Here is a 19,250-nt window from a genome sequence, read left to right on the forward strand (position 1 = left end):
AGGCGCGGCACTCTGCGTTGAAGTGAGGCAAACAACATGATGGGATTAGCCGGAAAAAAAATTCTGCTGGGCGTCAGTGGCGGCATCGCGGCCTATAAAGCACCGGAACTGGTGCGCCGTCTGCGCGATCGCGGCGCGGATGTCCGCGTGATGATGACCGATGCGGCCAAAGCCTTTATTACGCCGCTCAGCCTGCAGGCGGTTTCCGGCTATCCGGTGTTTGATGACCTGCTCGACCCGGCGGCCGAAGCGGCAATGGGCCATATCGAACTGGCAAAATGGGCCGATTTGATTGTGCTTGCGCCCGCAACCGCCGATCTGATTGCACGCATTACCGCTGGCATGGCAAACGACCTGGTCACCACCGCCTGCCTGGCCAGTGCGGCACCGGTCGCCATCGTGCCGGCCATGAACCAGCAGATGTACCGCGCGGCCGTGACGCAGGAGAATCTGCAGCGTCTGGCGCAGCGCGGCGTGCTGGTCTGGGGACCGGACAGCGGCAGCCAGGCGTGCGGTGATATCGGCCCGGGCCGCATGCTGGACCCGCTGGCCATCGTTGCGCATGCGCTGGAGTGGGCCGCGCCCGTCAACGATCTGCAACATCTCAACATTATGATCACCGCCGGTCCGACCCGAGAAGCGCTGGATCCGGTGCGCTATATCAGCAATCACAGCTCCGGCAAGATGGGCTATGCGGTTGCCGCGGCAGCGGCGAAGCGCGGCGCAAACGTGACGCTGGTTTCCGGTCCGGTGAACTTAGCCACGCCCGCCGGCGTGACGCGCATTGATGTTAACAGCGCCCTGGAGATGGAAGCGGCGGTGATGGCGCAAATCAGCCAACAAGATATTTTCATTGCCAGCGCAGCCGTGGCAGACTACCGGGCGGCAAACATTGCCGCAGAGAAAATTAAAAAACAGGGTGGCGATGATAACGTCACGCTGCAGCTGGTGAAGAACCCGGATATTGTCGCAGGCGTCGCGGCGCTTAAAGTGCAGCGCCCTTTCGTGGTGGGATTTGCTGCCGAAACCCAGAATGTGGAAGAATACGCGCGGCAAAAACGGGTGCGGAAAAACCTGGACCTGATTTGCGCCAATGATGTGGCGCAGGCCGGGCAGGGCTTCAATAGCGACACCAATGCTCTTCACCTTTTTTGGCAGGAGGGAGAGAAAGTCTTACCGCTCAGTGATAAGACGCTCCTTGGCCAACAATTAATAGACGAGATTGTCAGCCGTTATGATGAAAAAAATCGACGTAAAAATACTTGATGCGCGCGTAGGCAAGGAATTCCCACTACCCACCTATGCGACCTCTGGCTCCGCGGGTCTCGATCTGCGCGCCTGCCTTGATGACGCACTGGAAATCGCACCGGGCATGACCACGCTGGTGCCGACCGGCCTGGCGATTCACATTGCCGATCCGTCACTGGCTGCCGTCATTCTGCCGCGCTCCGGTCTCGGTCACAAACACGGCATCGTACTGGGTAACCTGGTGGGGCTGATTGACTCCGACTATCAGGGCCAGCTGATGGTTTCAGTGTGGAACCGTGGCCAGGATAGCTTCACGCTGCAGCCTGGCGATCGCCTGGCTCAGCTGGTGTTTGTACCGGTAGTGCAGGCCGAATTTAACCTGGTGGAAGATTTTGACGCCAGCGATCGCGGCGCAGGCGGTTTCGGTCACTCTGGCCGTCAGTAATACGCTCACTTTTCGCATAGCCATCTTTTTATTTCTTGTCGCCACAGGCCGCTTTATCTGTGGCAGATAAGGCAGTATTGCCTGTTTTTGGTGAATTTCAGGGGTGTTGAAGGTCATGGCAGAAAAAAAAGTCGCGAAACGGAATCGTCGCGAAGAGATTTTGCAGGCGCTGGCGCAAATGCTGGAGTCGGGCGATGGCAGTCAGCGTATCACCACCGCCAAGCTGGCCGCCAATGTCGGCGTTTCTGAAGCGGCGTTATATCGCCACTTTCCCAGCAAAACGCGCATGTTTGATAGCCTGATTGAATTTATTGAAGACAGTCTGATTACCCGCATCAATCTGATCCTGAAAGATGAAAAAGAGACGATGGCGCGCCTGCGCCTGATCGTGCAATTGCTGCTGGGATTTGGTGAGCGTAATCCTGGGCTGACGCGCATCCTGACCGGCCACGCGCTGATGTTTGAACAGGATCGCCTGCAGGGGCGTATTAATCAGCTGTTTGAACGTATTGAAGTTCAGCTGCGCCAGGTGATGAAAGAGAAGAAGATGCGCGACGGCGAAGGTTTCCAGACCGATGAGACGCTGCTCGCCAGCCAGCTGCTGGCGTTCTGCGAAGGTTTGCTGTCACGCTATGTGCGCTCGGAGTTCCGTTATCGCCCGACCGCCGATTTCGACAGCCGCTGGCCGCTGATTGCCGCACAGCTGGTTTAATACGCACAGCGGATTTGTAGCGGCGCGCTCCAGCACGCAATAAATTGCGCCGCTACGCTATCGTGCGGCGCTGAATATCGCGCTAAACCTTAAATGCCGTACTCTTTGCAATCGCCCCGACCTTCGCCACCTGGTGCGCATTAATGCGCACCCTACGCTCAAACATCCTGCGACTGTAGGGTCGCCATTAATGGCGACCGCGGCAAACTTTAAATACCGTACTCTTTGCGATACGCCTTCACCTTCGCCAGATGGTCGGCCATCTCTGGCTTCTCCGCCAGGTAATCAATCAGCTCGCTCAGCGTAATGATCGCCGTGACCTTGCACTGATAATCGCGCTCCACTTCCTGAATCGCAGAAATCTCGCCACGGCCACGTTCCTGGCGGTCGAGCGAAATCAGCACGCCGGCCAGCGTGGCATTATGGGCGTTGATGATGTCCATCGATTCACGAATTGCCGTGCCGGCGGTGATCACATCATCGACCAGCATCACTTTGCCCTGCAGCGGGCTGCCCACCAGTAAACCGCCTTCGCCGTGATCTTTGGCCTCTTTACGGTTAAAACAGTACGGCACATCGCGGTCATGATGATCGGCCAGCGCCACGGCGGTAGTGGTCGCAATCGGAATGCCTTTGTAGGCCGGGCCAAACAGCAGGTCGAAATCGACGCCGCCATCCACCAGTGCCTGCGCATAGAAACGGCCCAGCAGCGCTAAATCGCGCCCGGTGTTGAACAGACCGGCATTAAAGAAATAGGGACTTTTGCGGCCAGACTTCAGGGTGAACTCACCAAACTTCAGCACCCCTTTGTTCAGGGCGAACTCAATAAACTGACGCTGCCAGGCTTTCATTTCTCACTCCTCAAATAAAGAAAAGGCGACTCTGTGGTCGCCTGTTACATCAATCAATTAACGCCGCTTTCTGCGCCTGAATCAGCTGCTCAATGCCGCCGCGCGCCAGCGCCAGCAGCTGCAACAATTCGTCATGGCTGAACGGCTCGCCTTCTGCGGTGCCCTGCACCTCAATCATGCGGCCATCTTCGGTCATCACCACATTCATATCCGTTTCAGCGGCGGAGTCTTCGACATACTCTAAATCGCACACTGCTTCACCGGCCACGATGCCGACCGAGATCGCCGCCACCATGCCTTTCAGCGGGCTGGCTTTCAGTTTACCGGCTGCCACCAGCGCGTTCAGCGCATCCGCCAGCGCAACGCAGGCACCGGTGATTGCCGCGGTGCGCGTGCCGCCGTCGGCCTGAATCACGTCGCAGTCCAGCGTGATGGTGAATTCACCCAGCGCCTGCAGATCAACCGCCGCACGCAGCGAGCGGGCGATAAGGCGCTGGATTTCCAGCGTACGTCCGCCCTGCTTGCCTTTGGCGGCTTCACGCGCCATACGGCTGTGCGTCGAACGCGGCAGCATGCCATATTCTGCGGTTACCCAGCCCTGACCTTTGCCTTTGAGAAAACGCGGCACGCCCTCTTCAACGGTCGCGGTGCACAGGACTTTGGTTTCGCCGAACTCGACAAGAACCGAGCCTTCCGCATGTTTGGTAAAGTGACGAGTGAGGGTGACGGGACGCACTTCAGAAGTGCTACGGCCTGCTGGACGCATGGTTTCTCTCCGGCTTGCTTGGGTTTGGCTGCGCATTATACGGACTTCACACGCGGCTGTCCTGCCCGCGTGCAGGCAGCGCGTGTTACAGCGCCGCGCACACCAGCGAGTCGATACGCGTCACCGGTTGTGTCGCAAAACGATGTTTAAACTTGTCGCGCAGCGCGTTAATGCTTTCGGAGCTGGCCCGATCCGCCGGATGAAGCAGTACCAGTACCTTGCGATTGCCCTGCGGGCCGCGGCCATCGTAAATCGTCAGCGGCGAGGGAAAGTGCGGCGTGATGTCGCGTTCAGCAAACTGCGACCAGGCCGCTGCGCCAGCGGAGGACGGCAGATCAAACCACAGCGTGGTTTGCATCATCATCTCGCCGGCCCCGCACACGGCCACGGGCGCGGTGTGCGGCGGAATAACCTGCGGAGTGGGCGGAGAAGTCTGACATCCGCTTAATATCATGGCGAAGCCCAGCGGCCTCATCCATTTATTCAACATCTTAGCCTCAGAAGTTGCCTGTCTCATCTGTCACAGCATAGGCCGCCGATGACCATTCCGTCATCATTTTTGCTTTCAGCTGCAGCAGGCTTTCATCTGTTGGATAGAGAGTCAGCGCCTGACGCAGCAGCCTGCGCGAGCGCTGATAGTGACGCAGATGCCACTCAATCATCACCGCATTCCGGAATACGTTGAGGTCGTTATGGCGCTCCAGCCACAGCGACGACTGCTGCACAAAGCGCGCCAGCAGGCGCTCATCCCGCGTCTGGTTGTAGCGCATCAGGCAATGCACCATTTCACCGAACTCATAGCGCTCGCCCTGAATCCACGGATTCCACAGCTGATCGCGTGAAGGATACGAGAGGAACTGACCGCGCTCCGCCTGGGTGAGCAGCGCGTTGGTCTGCAGGCCGCTGAAGAAAAACAGCATCAGCGCAATCGCGCCGCCGGCCATGTTCAGGCGCAGCATACGCGACGGCAGTCCCGGCGTCGCAGGTTCAATCATTGATCGATCTTCGGGCTGACGTAACGCCAGATGGGTAAGCAGCATCAGCAGCCACAGATGCGGCAGCGATTGATAGAGCGGAAATTCGACCATGGTGTGCAGCATGACGGGCAGCGTCAGACTCCACAGCATCAGGCGCTGCGGCTGACTGCGCCAGCGCCACAGCGGCGTCAGCCATGCCAGCAACACGGCGGTGAAGCCTACCATCGGCAAAACACCGCCTTCCACCCAGCTATACAGCCACTCGTTATGGGGATGGGTAGCGTTGAAATCTTTCAGGTGGATCGCGTCCACCATGCGTATCCGCGAAAAATGATACTCAAACTGACCAAAGCCCCAGCCGCTGAACGGTTTTTCCATGATCATCCGCAGCGTGTATTCCAGCAGCTGCTGGCGCGCCAGGTCGGACGCCGCAAATTCACGCATGCCCGGCGCTAATTCATTGCGCAGCAGCAGGGCGCACAGCACGGCCAGCGCCATCACCATGACAATCCTGATGATTACCGCGCGCTGGCGACGATCGCACACCAGCAGCATCACCAGCAGCGCCAGCGCAAAGCCAAACGCACCGGTACGCGACTGCGTCAGAAGCAGCGCCAGGCTGTTGATCAGCACTGCCGGCAGTAGTAAGAAACGGTGCCTGATGTCAGATTGCAGACAGAGCCAGACCGTAGCCGCCAGACCGGTCGCCAGAAAGCTGGCCAGCAAATTGAACTGCTGAAAAATACCGTAAGGGCGAATCTGGCCGGCGTGATAACGAAACTCCATCAGCGTTTGCAGCTGGGCCGGAAAACAGGTTTGCGCAATCGCCAGCAGCGCCTGCAAGGTGCTGAGCAATACGATGCCGGCAATGATTTGCTGACGCTGCTGCCAGAGCTGCGGCATCAGGCCCAGCAGCAGCCACAGAATGAGTATGGCACTGAGCCCCAGTAGTCGGATAACGCCGGTCAGCAGTCCGTTATCGTTCTCCTGCAGGATCACCGCCAGCGCAAAGCAAAACAGCATCAGCAACAGCGCATGCGTCATGACGTTGTCATCAATTAAATCGCGCGGCTGGCGCCAGTTCTTCAACAGCAGCGTGGCTGCCAGCAGCGCGAGGCAGCCTGCAGTGAGCAAATTCAGCGGCAGATCAAAGCCATTGCCACCACTGTTGGGCAGATAAATCAGCGTGGGGAGAAAACAGATAAGGCAGGCCAGCGAAGCGAAAGGGAAAGAAGCGACTTTCTCACCGCACTGTCCCCGACGCCGCCGCTGCAGAAATTGCTGCATCAGCAAAGGTGGCGTGACGCGCGGGTCTCGTCCGGACAGATACCACGACATAAAACAGAGAAAGAGCATAGCAAACCCAATTGCCGAAACAGGCCAAAAACTGTCTCGTTGAATAATGGTTGATAGACTTTGGCTACAGAAAATGTACGGCCAAAAAGCTGTGAATGGTGTGAAAACCCCCGTGAATCATGGTGATTCACACAGCTGTGATGATGAAAAATATTTTCAAACACCGTTAATCTGTATCGCTGCAGGTTAAGCCGATCTCCCTCTGATAAGTGTTTAACTTTAACCATCATAAAAAGATTAATTAACATTAATATCAATAACGCGGATTAAAGCATCATCAAGGCATGCTGATCAGCAATGTTGCTGAAGCATTGAATTCACCACCGCTCAGCGGTTGTCCTTTCTTTTTCACCGGGAACACGGTGATGACCTCTGAAGCCATGCCGTTGATTAACCGGACAGCAGAAGTGCCCATCGGTTTGAGCAATTGTCCTTTATGTTTAACCGCAATGCCCAGATCAGGATAGTTGGTGGCGATGAGTTCATTCGAGAAAGAGGGGGTTCCGGCGACTAAGCGTAAATTGACTTCCTGATTTAATGCAGAACTGCATTTAACTTCTAACGGCACATCTTTGTAGTTGGCGGTATTGGACACTGATTCAGAAACGGAGCTTACCGCGATGCGGTCAAATTCAACGTTAATATCCGTGCCGTTATTGATATCGCAGACAATGGGTACCGGGATGATAATGCCGTGAGGTCCGATAACGATTTTTAGCAAGGGTTTTTCGGGTCTCGGAGGATAAGGCGGGCTCATATAACCAATCGTATAAATGGTCACCATCTCTACATCAGGCGGGACAAAAATCGCTCCACCGATAATATCTTTTGTTATAATAAAATCAGTTAAAAGAAATGAAGAAGCCGAAAAAACATCATGAATCATTCCCAGCCCAGGCTTTATTGTCCCACGACCAGGATTTTTATATCTACGGTCCTCGAAAGTCATTGGATAAGGATACCAGCTTGGAGCATAGCCTTGCACCTTCACATCAACATCATCAGTGAGTTTATAATAACCGATATTTGTAGATGAAGGGATAAAATGTGCACCCAGATCAGCCTCAATAAGTAAGTTATACCATTCATATTTACCGGGATTATTACATATGCCAGAAAACCCCCCTAATGATTCATCAAAGAATAACCTGCCGTGTACTCCTTTTACAGGAGATATGCTGTGGCTAGCCAAACGGCCAGATGTCAACACCATTACCGCTAAGGGGTCGGTCCAGCAGGCATAATCAAGACCAGCATGAGCCTGACCGGAGAAGGTGCTCATAAAAATAAATTTTATAATAAATAACACGCATTTTCTTCGCGACAATTTGGTTTTCATAACATAAATACGCATATCCAGTTAAAATAATAAAGACACTTAGCAATTAACAATTGGCTTTGAATTTACTCAGGACACATCCAGCCGTACTAGTCTTCATAAATTCGGCCCATCTTCTTTTTAATTTATTACATTACTGTGACAATTACCGTGGCTGAAGCAGTAAACTCACCACCGGAAAGTTTCGCACCTTTCCTTTTAACCGGCGAGAGTGTAATAGTTTCCAGGGCTTCGCCATTAACCAGCTTTACAGGTGAAGGTTGGTAAGGTTTCATTAGCTGCCCACGGTGAAACACTGCCACACCTAAATCCTTATTACTGGTAGCAATCAGGTCGCTGGAGAAATCGGTTACCCCAGTCGCTAACTGGATTGCTGCGTCCTGATTAAGGAGAGAGTTGCACTTTATGTGCAGGGGTACGTCCTGGCTATATTTGTCATTTACTGGTGCATCAGGAATTTCACTAACCACCATACGACCAAACTCAACATTTAAAGCATTACCTTCATTAATATTACAAACTATCGGCACAGGAATAACAACCCCAAGAGGATCGGTAATAATATGAGCCAAAGGCTTGTCTGGCCGCGGAGGAAGCGGCACAAAAAATCTGTCAACGGAATATAAAGTTGCTACAACTATATTACCTGGTATCACTACTGCCCCACCGATAACATCACGTCGCAATTTAAAATATATAGTTTCGCTCGAAAAGTCTGGACTTTGTGATGAGACATTTCTGCCAACAGGAACGAATGCATCTATAACTCGCATTATATCGTCATTAAAAGTTACGGGAAGATATTTACGACGAGTGCCCGCATTTGTTAAAATCAAGACAGCCACATCAATATCATCAGTTAATTTATAATACCTATTGTTCTGATCAGAAGGAGTTAGCAATGGACCCATGTCACCTTCCAACCAAAGAACATCTGAAAGATTACCCGGAGGCCGCGTGATTTTGCTCTTATTACAAATAACAGGGAATATGCGGGGTAATAAAGTCCTATTGCCCAAGGAGCTTTCTGCACCTTTCTTATAACTATTGAATTTTAACGCCTTAGTATCAAGAACCATTAATTGAGTCGGTTCAGTCCAGCAAGATTCTTCTAACCCTGCTATAGCACTATTCATTCTTATCAAAATAAAACATAAGAAACCGAAAAATATAATTTTACTCATTTGTATAACCATAAGTTATTTTTTACAAATCACCGACGGATTCGCATTGTTCCCAATCACATAACGCACATTCTGCAGACGATAAATCCAGCCGTAGTTGACATGGCCGGGCGCCAGTCCTGCGGAGATATAACGCTCAATATTCTGTGGTGAGGCGCGATTGGCCAGGTTGTAGGAGATAGCAGTGGTTTCGCTGCGCAGCGCGGCGCCGGAGAAGCTGTGACGTAGCTCAAAAGAGACGTCTACCGGTTCGCGGCGCTGCAGTTGCTGCTGTGGCGAGTAATAGCTGATCATACCGCTGTAATTGCCGGTGGCCTGAAACAGGCTGTTTTGCACTTTCCACTGCCCGTGCGACACCACCAGCTGTCCCGCCTCTCTGGAGATCAGAATCGAATCCGCTTCACAATGGGGAATGCGACGTGACAGCTGATAAATCAGGATGGCCGCCAGTACCAGCGCCAGCATCAGTAATCCCCCCTGCAACACCCAGGTTACTCGGCGACGAAATATATGGCTGACCGACATAACGCATCCTTCTGCTCGATAGGGTTTTGACAGATAAACCAGCTGTAACGGTCAGCCAGCTTGGTGCGGTTGATATAGATGTGGCGTTCCTCTTCGGCCAGCTGGATAAAGCGCGCCATGCTGTCACTCACCAGCTGCAGGTTTTGATCGATCTCTTCACGCTCGGTGGCGCTGAAGTCGTCCTGGATATACCACTGGCGGCCCTGCACGTGGCGATAAGGTGCATAGGTCACAGCAACCACGTCGCGAATCTCCAGCACCTTAATGCCGAGTAAGGCCAGCACCAGTAACAACACCGCGCTGATCAACATGCCGATTAACACCAGCCCGGAACGGCTGCGTGGCGCCGCAGCGGGTATTTCCTCCTCCACGGTGGTGGTGATCGGCGGCTGCACCATCACCGGCAGCGGCGTCGTGTGCACATGGGTGGTGACCAGCGGCTGGATACGTGCTTCCGACATGATGCGCGCTTCTTCCACGGCTTCAGCCAGCGGTAAACAGGCTTCCACCCGCACCGACTCATGCAGCCGGTAGCCCTGACGATGAACAGTGACAAAGGTTTCTCCCTCAACCCGCAGCTGCAGAAACTGTTTGCGCAGCATCGACAGCATCTGGCGCAGCGAGTTTTCCGTCACGTGCACCCCCTGGCTACGCCAGCCTTCATCCAGCAGCGTTTCGTGGCTAATGACCTCACCCGGCTTTTGCAGAAACAGCGCCAGGCAGCGTGCGCTGCTCTGGTTGAGCAGCAGCTCGTTATCATGCCGATCGCGCAACAGGCGCCGATCCGGGTCAAAGGTGATATGTTGATTGATCAACCACATAACAGGCACTCAGGGATAGTTCAGATAAAAAGTGGCAATCGCCGATACATTGCCAGGCTCAATGGTGCGTTCGGCAATCGCGCTCGCCGAAGCCTGCAGCCAGGCACTGAACTGCAGCTGGTTATCGCCCTGCTGCAGCGGAAAATGCATCACGCCCCGGTTAATGGGCACCAGCTTTCCGTCCGCATCGCTCAGCCCAATGGCCACGCCTTTGGCACCGGCATCACCGGCCAGCGCCAGCAGATCGGGCTGCTCGGCATCGGCAATACCGTTGAACACCAGCTCAACGTCTTTTCCCAGTTCGGTATCACAGCCGCTCAGACGCATTACCAGCGGACGCGCCGGCGTGCGCGGATTCTGATACAGCGATTTCGCAACGATGTCGCCAAAGTTGAGTTCCAGCTGCTGCTGATCCGGTTCCAGAGAACAGGGTTCCGCCACCAGCGTGCCGTGCAGCTGCATCTCTATCGCCTGTGCCGGTGGCACCAGCAGCCATCCCAGTACCAGCATTACGCCCGCTCTCATCGCCTCTCCTTACTGATATTCCAGCAGCAGCGCCGCGCTGGCGGTGAACTCCCCACCCTCCAGCGTCACGCCCGGCTGCTGTACCGGCACCGCACCGAGATCGAGCGTACCGGGGAAAACAATCGGCAACGTGCTGTTGACCGCCAGCGGCTTGCTGGCCAGATAAAAGCGAATACCCAGCGCACTCACGCTGCTGAGCAGTGCGCTGCTGTCGAAACCGGAAGCGGTTCCGGTCAGACGCACCTGCAATGCCGCGCCCGGATCCTCGGTGCACTTGACCGGTATCGCCTTACGCTGCAGATAGTCGACGCCATCGATCTTTTTCACACTCAGCGCATCGCCAAACTCAATCATCAGGCTCTGGTTGTCATTCAGCGTGCAGGGCGGATTCTCAATCAGCGTACCGTGCAGGCGCATCTCCACCGCATGCAGCGACCAGCAGATGCACAGTAGCAGGCTACCGGTTAGCAGCCTGCTGTAATAATTCATCAACAGAACAAGTCGATGCTTAGTCATAGTTCACCTGTAACTGACCGCTGGCTGACCAGGCTCCCGGCTGCAGCGGCAGCGCGGTGCGTTCCTCTACCGTCAGCCAGCTCAGCACATTGCTGCCGGCGCTGAGCGGCACGCGCAGATTGCGGAAGGTGGGCGGCAGCGGCTGATGGTTCTCATCAAACAATTGCAGGCCCACGCCGTCAGAGCCCTGGACGCGAATCAGCTGCGGATCGGCCAGACTTTGCGGGGCAAAGAAGTCGATGCTGATGGACGGCACATGTTGCAGCCATAGCGGATCGGCGACATTACGGATACTGTACGGACAGTCCTGCAAATGCAGCGTTAATGCCTGCTTCATCACCTGCTCACCGACCTGTTGCAGCGCGGCGGTCGGCGTGGTATCGAGGCCAGCCGCCTGATCATTGTTACCGACGTCAAGCCAGCATGGACTCTCCTGCAGCGCGCCATACACATGCACCACACCGTTGGTTGCCGCCTGCAGAGTCACGCTCAGCAGCGTCAGCGCCAGCAACAGCAGACGCATCGCTTACTGCTCCACCTTGTTACTGACGACGCTGCAGCTGTCGCCGGCACATTTCAGCGCCAGCGTTGGACGGCCGCCGTAGTCGTTGATGTAAGTTAACAGCGGCGTGCTGCCCAGTTCTGCTGCGTTCACGCCCAGATCGATACTGCTTTTTGGCGCGACCATTACCGGTTCAAAGCTCTTCTTCAGCGACTGGCCTTTCGCCGGCTGCGCATCCACCAGCGTAATGAAGTAAGGCGTGGGATTATTAAGCTGGTAGCGTGCACCTTTGCGCGTCAGCGTCAGTTTTTCCTGCCATGGCGTCACCACCGACGGATTGCTCACGACGATCGCTTCCGGGCGATAGAACAGCTTGATACGCGTCTGCAACGCGATTTGCAGCACGTTGCTCTTCTCGCTGCGCGGCGGGATTTCACGCATGCTGAAATAGAACACCGACTCACGATCCTGCGGCAGAGACTTGATGGCGGGCAGCGCCTGCACTTTCACCACGCTGCGTTCGCCCGGTTCGACGCGCTGCACCGGCGGCAGCAGCACCAGCGGTGACGTAATTTTTTTACCGCTGCTGTCTTCAATCCAGCCCTGCGCCAGATAAGGCAGCTGCTTGTTTTCATTGCTGATATTCAGTGAGACGTTTTTTTCGTTACCGTTAAAAATGACCCGGGTGCGATCAAGCGCAATCGCCGCGTGAGCCTGCAGCGATAGCGTCAGCGTGGAGAGCAGCAAGGCGCCGCTCAGCGTTTTTACCAGCATGATTAACTCTTTCCTTACGTTGAAGAAGCAGGCGCGGCGCGGCGCGTGCAAAGTAATAACAAGTTCTGTCCTTCGTCGAGCAACTGCTGCGGCAGAGGATCGGGCAATGCCAGCTGACACTGGGTTTCGCCGTTCCAGCGCACATCCATGCTGGCACCGGCCTCAATGCCACTCAGCCATACCAGGCCGTCATCATCCAGAATGCCCACTTCGCGTCCGTTACTCTGGACGCTGGCACCAAAGGGCGGCCAGCTGCCATCTTCCAGCCGGATGGCAGCCATGGCTTTAATGCCTTTAATCACACCAAAACGCCGGTAACCGATGGCGCCTTCGGTCAGGGTGATCTGGGTTACCGGGCGCGACGCTTCCACGTTGTCAGCCAGTCCGGTGACATCGATACTGGCGGTGTTGCGGTAATAGCTGTTCACATCCGAAATCACCGCTTTGCCAAAGAAATTGGTATACGTGTTACTGCCACCACCGTTGACCGGTACGCCGGAGACGCCATCGGTATCGACCATCAGACGCGTGCTGCCGGGCATGCCCAGCCGGTGCAGCGCCGCGCCCTGCGGCGTGAGCGTTAAACCGCCCTGCAGTGACAGGCTGGCGCTGCGGTACTGTCCCTGCTGCGCGCTGGCGCTGGCCGTCATGCTGGTCAGACTGCCCTGATGACTGTAAAACCCGCTGAACGACTGACGGCGATCGCTATTAAGGCCGGCGCTCAGGCTGTAGCTGTTGTTACTGTCCAGCCGGTCATAAAAACTGGCCGAGTGGGTGGTTTGCTTACCGCTGGTTTGCTGGCTGTAGCTCAGGCTACTGTCACCGCCAATCGGCATACTGAAGTTGAGGTAAACGCTGTCATCGTTTTTGCCGTTATATTGCGTCCGGTTGAGCGACAGACTTAAACTCAGATTCTTAAACCGGCCGACATCAAAGTAGCGCGAAGTGGAAAAGCTCCAGCGATCCAGCGGGGCACGATCCCAATAGGTCTGATGGCTGTAGCTGAGGTAACTACTCAGGTTCAGGCTGCGAAAGTGCTTGTTGAGCGTAATGGTGTAGAGCTCTTTGCTGTTAGAAACCTGCTGGTTGCGATAACGCGCGTCGAGATACTGCGGCAGACTCATAAAGTTGCGCTGCGAAAAGCGGTAGCCGGCAAACGTCACCTGACCATCAAGTTCCTCGAAGCGTTTGGAATAGCTCAGGCGATAAGAGCCGCCGCTTTTGTTGCCCTGCTGCGGTAAGCCAGCCTGTGACTGGGTGGCATCAAATGAAATGGCGCCCAGCAACAGCAGATCGCGCCCCAGACCCATCGATAACGCTTTGTAATTGCCTGCGGCCAGCCCGCCGCCGTACATCGACCAGCCGTTACTGATTCCCCAGGAGAATTCGCCGGTGGCAAACGTAGGGCCCTGCGTTTTGTGCTCTTCGCTGCCTGGTTTGCCGCTGGCGAATTTGTAACGCACGCGGCCCGGACGGGTCAGATACGGGATAGTGGCGGTATCGACGCTAAAGGTCTGCACGCTGCCGTCCTGCTCCTCGACGCGCACGTCAAGCTGGCCGGAGACGGCATCATTGAGATCCTGAATACGAAATGGACCAGCAGCCACCTGCGATTCATAAATCACCCGTCCCTGCTGGCTAATGGTGACTTTGGCGTTGGTTTTGGCGATACCGGTCACTTCCGGTGCATAACCACGCAGGTTGGGCGGCAGCATGTTGTCATCGCTGGTGATCGCCGCGCCAAGATAGCGAAAGCTGTCAAACATGCCGGAATCGAGATAGTTCTCGCCCAACGTGGCTTTTGCCTGGAGAGAAGGCAGCGGCCGATAGGCGTAAAAGCGTGTCCAGGTGAATTCCTGACGATGGCTGCCCGTGCCACGATTTTGCTGCATCTGCCAGTCCGCACGCAGGCGCCAGGCACCGGCGTTAACGCCACCGGTGCCGTTGCCGCTCACACTCTGGCTTTTAGCGCCGTATTGCGCACGCGTAGTGGAGGCAAACAGGTTGTAATCCATTAACAGGCCAGGGACGCCGTTATCCCAGCGCGACGGCGGTTCCCAGTTGGCGGCGCTGTACTCCAGCCATGCCTGTGGAATGGTGATGTTGAGGCGAGATTCACCCAGATTGCCGCGCACCTGCATGCCGGAGATGGAATCCACCGCCAGACACTGGCCATCCTGCAGCCACGACGCGTTTTTCAGCACTTCCGGTTTCAGCGCCAGTTTATCCACCATTTCGGGTGTCAGGCAGGGCAGACTTTCATTTGGCGCGTTTTCGGGCGCGTAGTAGCGCACCAGCATTTCCGGAATCTGTGTCTGGTTGACGCGCAGCTCCATCATGTATTCGCCCGGCATGATGTAGCCAGCCTGAGCAAACTGCGACAGATCGATGTTTTGCCGATCGTTGAGATCAAGAATATCGGTGTTGAATGAGACCGCACCGGCAGCGAAGAGCGGAGCACTGTAGCCGAGGGCTAACATTAACGCCACGCTGAGCGGCGTCAGCCTGATACGCTGCCTGCGCACGCATGAGACTGGCGCAGTTAATGAAGCCTTTTTCATGGCAAGCGGTGTCCGTAAACCGTGAAAGATCAGTTGTAATTAATGTGAAAACGAATCGCGGCGGCGTAACTCCCGCTGTGCAGTTGCTGCTGGTTGCTGACCAGCGTGAGCCGATAACGCAGGTCGTGCTGCTGCGTCAGATGCTGATCGATCGGCTGCGCCTCACCGGGAGCAATGGTGTTGCTCTGCGTATCCGTAATCATCAGCTCTACCCCTTTGGCATCGCCATACACAGCAAAACGCTGCTGACCCGGCGGGCCATCGTGGTCAAAGGTGATAGAAAAGGTGCGTGCCACGCCTCCCGACGCGCTGTACTCCACCGGACAATTGACCAGCTGGATAGAGAAGGGAAAACCCGGCCCTTTACCGTCACGCTGCAGGCGCGCCAGCGGCAGCACCCCCATCGCGATGGTTTGTTCAGCATCATCGACCTTAATGGCGCAGGCACCCTGATGAATGGCGCCGCGTAACGCAACGCGGCCGCGGTCGATCAACTGTTCGGCGCGGCAGTCATTGATGAAAAGCACCGATGCCGAAACTATCGCCGCAGGCATAAAACGACTCATCGCCGCAGTTCCTTAAGCGAAAAGATAGAGTGGCGGGCAAGGAAGCCCGCCACTCTCTGACCATTACTGATAGTTCAGTGCGAAGTCAGCCACGCTCTGGAATTCGCCCGGGACGATAGTCTCAGAAGCGCCGCCACCCTGCAGGAAGGCTGCGAAGGAGAGCTGGTTGTTGCCGTCCATCAGTTTTTGCGCTGGTGTTGCGGTACCCAGTTCAATTTCGGTATCGCCGAAGTTGATGCCGATCGCCGCGCCTGATGCAGTACCGGTGATAGCCAGTTTGCCCGGGATAACCTGAGAGCCAGTACCGGCAAAGGTCACGGTCACTTCTTTTTTGGTTGCGGTGTCGCAGTTTTCCAGTTTGATCTGGAATGGACGCGGTGTAGAACGGCCACCGTCTTTCAGCGCCAGGTTGGAAATCTGACCCAGCTCAACCGTCTGATCGACTGAACCTGGTTCGATGGAGCATGGCGCATCAACAATCGCACCTTTAAACGTCACAGTACCGTTACCTTCACCTGCTGCCATCGCAGAACCCGCCACCAGAGACATAGACAGACCTAAAGCCACAACGATTTTGTTCATGTTCATTTGCTGATTTCCATTTAGGTGAATAAAACAAGGAGCGCGTTCTGCGTCGGTCTTATTCAATTTGCTGTGTATAGAAAAATTTAATTACTTATATTTTTCCTGATGGCCGTCCACATCATTTTTGTGGTTGTCGTCCTCAAGTGGTGCCAACGATAGAGATCAATTTTGCCCTGCGCAACGGTATTTTCGTTATATATGATCAAAAACAACACTCACAAATCCATTATGTTTTAACGGTTATTAAAGCCATTAAAATCAATGGATTGACACAATTCACAGCTTTGCATCAGTGTTTTAATGATTTTAATCAAGGTAAAAACCCTGCCCGTTCACAAGCTGGCGATAATTACCGCAGGTCAATTCACGCAGTAGCTATTTTTTCGCCAGATTAAAATGTTATTTATCTCTGCATTCACAACCTTGATATTTTTATCGCCTGAAAACATCGGTAAATAACAATAAACGCGGTTGTCAAAGGCCTGGCACCCTGCTGTGCGTTTACGCCTATCATGCCGGGAGCACCCTCGCTATAATTCGAAGAACATTTCCTGAATGAGTAGAAGCTTATGATCCGCAGTATGACCGCATACGCCCGCCGTGAAGCCAAAGGCAGCTGGGGCAGCGCCGCCTGGGAACTGCGTTCCGTCAACCAGCGTTACCTCGAAACCTATATCCGCCTGCCGGAGCAGTTTCGCAGCCTGGAGCCGGTGATTCGCGAACGCATCCGCAACCGCCTGACACGCGGCAAAATCGAGTGCAACCTGCGCTTCGACGCCGATGCCAGCGCTCAGGGTGAGCTGCAGCTGAATGAGTCGCTGGCTAAACAGCTGGTTCAGGCGGCGAACTGGGTGAAGATGCAGAGTGATGAAGGCGCAATTAACCCGCTGGATATTCTGCGCTGGCCGGGCGTGATGACCGCGCAGGAGCAGGATCTGGACGCCATCAACGCGGAACTGCTGGCGGCGCTGGATGGCGCGCTGGACGATTTCATCATTGCGCGTGAAAGTGAAGGCAACGCGCTGAAAGCGCTCATCGAACAGCGGCTGCAGGGCGTGACCGAGCAGGTCAGCAAAGTGCGCGCGCAGATGCCAGAAGTGCTGAAATGGCAGCGCGAGCGTCTGGTGAGCAAGCTGGAAGAAGCTGAGGTACAGCTGGAGAACAATCGCCTTGAGCAGGAACTGGTGATGATGGCCCAGCGTATTGATGTAGCCGAAGAGCTGGATCGCCTCGATGCGCACGTGAAAGAGACTTACAACATTCTGAAGAAGAAAGAAGCCGTCGGCCGTCGCCTCGACTTTATGATGCAGGAGTTCAACCGCGAGTCGAACACGCTGGCGTCGAAATCGATCAATGCGGACATCACCGCCTCGGCAATTGAGCTCAAGGTGCTGATCGAACAGATGCGCGAGCAGATTCAGAACATCGAATAACGCTTGTCTCTATAAAGCCCTGCTCAGGGCTTTATCTTTCCTTGCTAATAGCAGCCATTACGCCGGTTTGTATAGCGCCTGGTGGCTGGATCGCATGGTTTTACAGCCTGCCGCAGGTATGCGGTGAGATTTTGCTGCACACCGTAGCCATAGGGTAAGCCTGGTTGAGCTATAGCGCTTCCACATAGACACAATAGTGTCTGATCATGGCTTTTTTAGGGCAAAAAGGACATTACTGTGTCTGAAACTGGCTTGCAGAAGCTGCCAGCCGATGCAGTAGACCAATATTTAATTTACGCAATGTAAGGATTATTGCCTGAATGATGAACAACTGTGTCTGTTACTGACCGAAAATGACATATAAATCTGGCCAGCCAGTCCACCAACCTATTGTTTTTACGCCTTTTAAACCCAATCCGATTTCACTCCCCTGCCGTTTAGTGCACGATCCATCAATCATCTGAATCCTGAAGATTGCAGAGTTTACATATCTTATACGGCACTATTTGCTAAAGTGCCGGTCGTAATAACTACAGTTGTACCGCACCGGGAACCATGGACCGACTTCTTCGCGCGTTACATTCACTCCTGACATGAAGGCGCTATGAAGAAAACCGGGCAGTTCTGTTCCAAACTTTTGCATCCCCGCTACTGGTTTACCTGGTTCGGGCTGGCAGTGCTCTGGCTGCTGGTGCAGCTCCCCTATCCTTTATTAATCCGGCTGGGTGCGACGGCGGGCCGGTTATCACGCCACTTCCTGAAGCGGCGCGAACGCATTACGCGGCGTAACATCGAACTCTGCTTCCCGCACATTAATGAAGACGAGAAAGAGATGATGATTGCCGGCAATTTTGAGTCGCTGGGCATGGCACTGGCGGAAACCGGCATCGCCTGGTTCTGGTCCGATGCGCGCGTGCGACAGCTGTTTCAGGTGCACGGCATCGCCAATCTTCAGCTGGCGCAGAGCCAGCAGCGCGGCGTGATGGTCATTGGCGTGCACTTTATGTCGCTGGAGCTGGGTGGCCGTATCACCGGACTGTGCCAGCCGATGATGGCCATGTATCGCCCGCACAATAATCAGGCGATGGAGTGGGCGCAAACCAAAGGGCGCATGCGATCCAATAAAGCAATGATTGATCGACGCGATCTGCGCGGCATGGTTCAGGCGCTGAAACAGGGCGAAGCCGTCTGGTTCGCGCCGGATCAGGACTACGGCCCGAAAGGCAGCGTGTTTGCTCCACTGTTCGCGGTCGAGAAAGCGGCCACCACCAATGGCACCTTTGTGCTGTCGCGGCTGGCGAAACCGGCGATGCTGACCATCGTGCTGATTCGTAATGCGCGCAAAGACGGCTATCAGCTGATCATTCAGCCGCAGCTGGAAAACTACCCGCATGATGATGAAGCGGCCGCCGCGGCGTACATGAATCGGGTGATTGAGAAAGAAATTCTGCGCGCGCCTGAGCAATATCTGTGGCTGCATCGCCGCTTTAAAACCCGTCCGCCAGGCGAAGCTTCACTTTACGTCTAACCGGCGCTCGTGAATGATAGTCCGCACCAAGACGTA

21 protein-coding genes are annotated in these 19,250 nt (G+C 54.9%); 6 read left to right on the top strand and 15 right to left on the bottom strand.

Annotation, left to right across the window (positions count from 1 at the left end; genetic code table 11):
* Window positions 1-36 precede the first annotated feature (36 nt).
* The 3 genes from coaBC (at window position 37) to slmA (ending at window position 2,405) form a co-directional block, all read left to right on the top strand.
* Window positions 37-1,266, top strand: a complete 1,230-nt coding sequence (coaBC, locus tag C1Y43_RS19250; protein WP_058775471.1) for a bifunctional phosphopantothenoylcysteine decarboxylase/phosphopantothenate--cysteine ligase CoaBC — start codon at window positions 37-39, stop codon at window positions 1,264-1,266.
* Entirely contained in the window at window positions 1,235-1,693 is a 459-nt protein-coding gene (gene dut / locus C1Y43_RS19255; protein ID WP_031279631.1) for a dUTP diphosphatase, read from the top strand. Before coaBC ends, dut begins: the two co-directional genes overlap by 32 nt.
* 115 nt (window positions 1,694-1,808) lie before the next feature.
* Complete coding sequence (slmA, locus tag C1Y43_RS19260; protein ID WP_021507079.1) at window positions 1,809-2,405, top strand: nucleoid occlusion factor SlmA; 597 nt, start codon at window positions 1,809-1,811, stop codon at window positions 2,403-2,405.
* Between the two features lie 209 nt (window positions 2,406-2,614).
* Here the strand turns inward: slmA and pyrE are convergent, their stop codons facing one another.
* The 15 genes from pyrE to C1Y43_RS19335 all read right to left on the bottom strand — a co-directional run bounded on the left by pyrE (window position 2,615) and on the right by C1Y43_RS19335 (window position 16,256).
* Window positions 2,615-3,256 (bottom strand): orotate phosphoribosyltransferase, encoded by a 642-nt coding sequence (gene pyrE, locus C1Y43_RS19265; protein ID WP_021507081.1) that lies wholly within the window; start codon window positions 3,254-3,256, stop codon window positions 2,615-2,617.
* 49 nt (window positions 3,257-3,305) lie between these two features.
* On the bottom strand, window positions 3,306-4,022 hold the full coding sequence (gene rph / locus C1Y43_RS19270; RefSeq protein ID WP_021507082.1) for a ribonuclease PH: 717 nt from the start codon (window positions 4,020-4,022) through the stop codon (window positions 3,306-3,308).
* An 85-nt stretch (window positions 4,023-4,107) separates the two neighbouring features.
* The gene (locus tag C1Y43_RS19275) at window positions 4,108-4,386 is read right to left on the bottom strand and encodes a DUF3574 domain-containing protein (RefSeq protein ID WP_233209853.1); all 279 of its coding nucleotides are present in this window, start codon (window positions 4,384-4,386) and stop codon (window positions 4,108-4,110) included.
* A gap of 133 nt (window positions 4,387-4,519) precedes the next feature.
* Entirely contained in the window at window positions 4,520-6,355 is a 1,836-nt protein-coding gene (locus C1Y43_RS19280; RefSeq protein WP_104094256.1) for a PglL family O-oligosaccharyltransferase, read from the bottom strand.
* Between the two features lie 277 nt (window positions 6,356-6,632).
* Window positions 6,633-7,694: a fimbrial protein gene (locus tag C1Y43_RS19285; protein WP_158252672.1), complete on the bottom strand. Its 1,062-nt coding sequence runs from the start codon at window positions 7,692-7,694 to the stop codon at window positions 6,633-6,635.
* Window positions 7,695-7,822: 128 nt separating this feature from the next.
* Window positions 7,823-8,878, bottom strand: a complete 1,056-nt coding sequence (locus C1Y43_RS19290; RefSeq protein WP_158251412.1) for a fimbrial protein — start codon at window positions 8,876-8,878, stop codon at window positions 7,823-7,825.
* 15 nt (window positions 8,879-8,893) lie between these two features.
* Window positions 8,894-9,403 (bottom strand): hypothetical protein, encoded by a 510-nt coding sequence (locus C1Y43_RS19295; protein WP_127833493.1) that lies wholly within the window; start codon window positions 9,401-9,403, stop codon window positions 8,894-8,896.
* Window positions 9,370-10,224 carry a winged helix-turn-helix domain-containing protein gene (locus tag C1Y43_RS19300; RefSeq protein ID WP_104189264.1) on the bottom strand — a complete coding sequence of 285 codons (855 nt, stop codon included), beginning with the start codon at window positions 10,222-10,224 and terminating at the stop codon, window positions 9,370-9,372. The genes C1Y43_RS19295 and C1Y43_RS19300 overlap by 34 nt, the downstream gene beginning before the upstream one ends.
* 9 nt (window positions 10,225-10,233) lie before the next feature.
* Window positions 10,234-10,749 carry a fimbrial protein gene (locus C1Y43_RS19305; protein WP_022547360.1) on the bottom strand — a complete coding sequence of 172 codons (516 nt, stop codon included), beginning with the start codon at window positions 10,747-10,749 and terminating at the stop codon, window positions 10,234-10,236.
* A 9-nt stretch (window positions 10,750-10,758) separates the two neighbouring features.
* The gene (locus C1Y43_RS19310) at window positions 10,759-11,265 is read right to left on the bottom strand and encodes a fimbrial protein (protein WP_104189266.1); all 507 of its coding nucleotides are present in this window, start codon (window positions 11,263-11,265) and stop codon (window positions 10,759-10,761) included.
* Entirely contained in the window at window positions 11,258-11,788 is a 531-nt protein-coding gene (locus tag C1Y43_RS19315) for a fimbrial protein (protein WP_104189268.1), read from the bottom strand. The genes C1Y43_RS19310 and C1Y43_RS19315 overlap by 8 nt, the downstream gene beginning before the upstream one ends.
* Before the next feature lie 3 nt (window positions 11,789-11,791).
* On the bottom strand, window positions 11,792-12,541 hold the full coding sequence (locus tag C1Y43_RS19320) for a fimbria/pilus periplasmic chaperone (RefSeq protein WP_104189270.1): 750 nt from the start codon (window positions 12,539-12,541) through the stop codon (window positions 11,792-11,794).
* A gap of 14 nt (window positions 12,542-12,555) precedes the next feature.
* Window positions 12,556-15,102 (bottom strand): outer membrane usher protein, encoded by a 2,547-nt coding sequence (locus C1Y43_RS19325; protein ID WP_104189272.1) that lies wholly within the window; start codon window positions 15,100-15,102, stop codon window positions 12,556-12,558.
* Window positions 15,103-15,131: 29 nt separating this feature from the next.
* Entirely contained in the window at window positions 15,132-15,668 is a 537-nt protein-coding gene (locus C1Y43_RS19330) for a fimbrial protein (protein ID WP_104189274.1), read from the bottom strand.
* Between the two features lie 63 nt (window positions 15,669-15,731).
* Window positions 15,732-16,256 (bottom strand): fimbrial protein, encoded by a 525-nt coding sequence (locus C1Y43_RS19335; protein WP_021507095.1) that lies wholly within the window; start codon window positions 16,254-16,256, stop codon window positions 15,732-15,734.
* Between the two features lie 140 nt (window positions 16,257-16,396).
* On the opposite strand from C1Y43_RS19335, the gene C1Y43_RS23845 reads away from it, so the two are divergent.
* The 3 genes from C1Y43_RS23845 (at window position 16,397) to lpxP (ending at window position 19,214) form a co-directional block, all read left to right on the top strand.
* Window positions 16,397-16,648, top strand: coding sequence for a hypothetical protein (locus C1Y43_RS23845; protein ID WP_125311832.1), 252 nt, complete (start codon window positions 16,397-16,399; stop codon window positions 16,646-16,648).
* A gap of 174 nt (window positions 16,649-16,822) precedes the next feature.
* Window positions 16,823-17,686 (top strand): YicC/YloC family endoribonuclease, encoded by an 864-nt coding sequence (locus C1Y43_RS19340; RefSeq protein ID WP_021507096.1) that lies wholly within the window; start codon window positions 16,823-16,825, stop codon window positions 17,684-17,686.
* 604 nt (window positions 17,687-18,290) lie between these two features.
* On the top strand, window positions 18,291-19,214 hold the full coding sequence (gene lpxP, locus C1Y43_RS19345; protein WP_104189276.1) for a kdo(2)-lipid IV(A) palmitoleoyltransferase: 924 nt from the start codon (window positions 18,291-18,293) through the stop codon (window positions 19,212-19,214).
* Window positions 19,215-19,250 lie beyond the last annotated feature (36 nt).

This window comes from Pantoea sp. ICBG 828 (genome assembly GCF_002928355.1).
Classification (GTDB): domain Bacteria; phylum Pseudomonadota; class Gammaproteobacteria; order Enterobacterales; family Enterobacteriaceae; genus Pantoea; species Pantoea dispersa.

What these genes read in the sequence shown, in the direction of transcription:
- rph (WP_021507082.1), bottom strand. Translation starts at nt 4,022, where the DNA reads ATGCGTCCAGCAGGCCGTAGCACTTCTGAAGTGCGTCCCGTCACCCTC.
- C1Y43_RS19315 (WP_104189268.1), bottom strand. Translation starts at nt 11,788, where the DNA reads ATGCGTCTGCTGTTGCTGGCGCTGACGCTGCTGAGCGTGACTCTGCAG.
- C1Y43_RS19300 (WP_104189264.1), bottom strand. Translation starts at nt 10,224, where the DNA reads ATGTGGTTGATCAATCAACATATCACCTTTGACCCGGATCGGCGCCTG.
- coaBC (WP_058775471.1), top strand. Translation starts at nt 37, where the DNA reads ATGATGGGATTAGCCGGAAAAAAAATTCTGCTGGGCGTCAGTGGCGGC.
- C1Y43_RS19275 (WP_233209853.1), bottom strand. Translation starts at nt 4,386, where the DNA reads ATGATGATGCAAACCACGCTGTGGTTTGATCTGCCGTCCTCCGCTGGC.
- C1Y43_RS19310 (WP_104189266.1), bottom strand. Translation starts at nt 11,265, where the DNA reads ATGACTAAGCATCGACTTGTTCTGTTGATGAATTATTACAGCAGGCTG.
- C1Y43_RS19280 (WP_104094256.1), bottom strand. Translation starts at nt 6,355, where the DNA reads ATGCTCTTTCTCTGTTTTATGTCGTGGTATCTGTCCGGACGAGACCCG.
- C1Y43_RS19295 (WP_127833493.1), bottom strand. Translation starts at nt 9,403, where the DNA reads ATGTCGGTCAGCCATATATTTCGTCGCCGAGTAACCTGGGTGTTGCAG.
- C1Y43_RS19290 (WP_158251412.1), bottom strand. Translation starts at nt 8,878, where the DNA reads ATGAGTAAAATTATATTTTTCGGTTTCTTATGTTTTATTTTGATAAGA.
- dut (WP_031279631.1), top strand. Translation starts at nt 1,235, where the DNA reads ATGATGAAAAAAATCGACGTAAAAATACTTGATGCGCGCGTAGGCAAG.
- C1Y43_RS19325 (WP_104189272.1), bottom strand. Translation starts at nt 15,102, where the DNA reads ATGAAAAAGGCTTCATTAACTGCGCCAGTCTCATGCGTGCGCAGGCAG.
- C1Y43_RS19340 (WP_021507096.1), top strand. Translation starts at nt 16,823, where the DNA reads ATGATCCGCAGTATGACCGCATACGCCCGCCGTGAAGCCAAAGGCAGC.
- C1Y43_RS19335 (WP_021507095.1), bottom strand. Translation starts at nt 16,256, where the DNA reads ATGAACATGAACAAAATCGTTGTGGCTTTAGGTCTGTCTATGTCTCTG.
- lpxP (WP_104189276.1), top strand. Translation starts at nt 18,291, where the DNA reads ATGAAGAAAACCGGGCAGTTCTGTTCCAAACTTTTGCATCCCCGCTAC.
- slmA (WP_021507079.1), top strand. Translation starts at nt 1,809, where the DNA reads ATGGCAGAAAAAAAAGTCGCGAAACGGAATCGTCGCGAAGAGATTTTG.
- C1Y43_RS19330 (WP_104189274.1), bottom strand. Translation starts at nt 15,668, where the DNA reads ATGAGTCGTTTTATGCCTGCGGCGATAGTTTCGGCATCGGTGCTTTTC.
- C1Y43_RS19285 (WP_158252672.1), bottom strand. Translation starts at nt 7,694, where the DNA reads ATGAAAACCAAATTGTCGCGAAGAAAATGCGTGTTATTTATTATAAAA.
- pyrE (WP_021507081.1), bottom strand. Translation starts at nt 3,256, where the DNA reads ATGAAAGCCTGGCAGCGTCAGTTTATTGAGTTCGCCCTGAACAAAGGG.
- C1Y43_RS19305 (WP_022547360.1), bottom strand. Translation starts at nt 10,749, where the DNA reads ATGAGAGCGGGCGTAATGCTGGTACTGGGATGGCTGCTGGTGCCACCG.
- C1Y43_RS19320 (WP_104189270.1), bottom strand. Translation starts at nt 12,541, where the DNA reads ATGCTGGTAAAAACGCTGAGCGGCGCCTTGCTGCTCTCCACGCTGACG.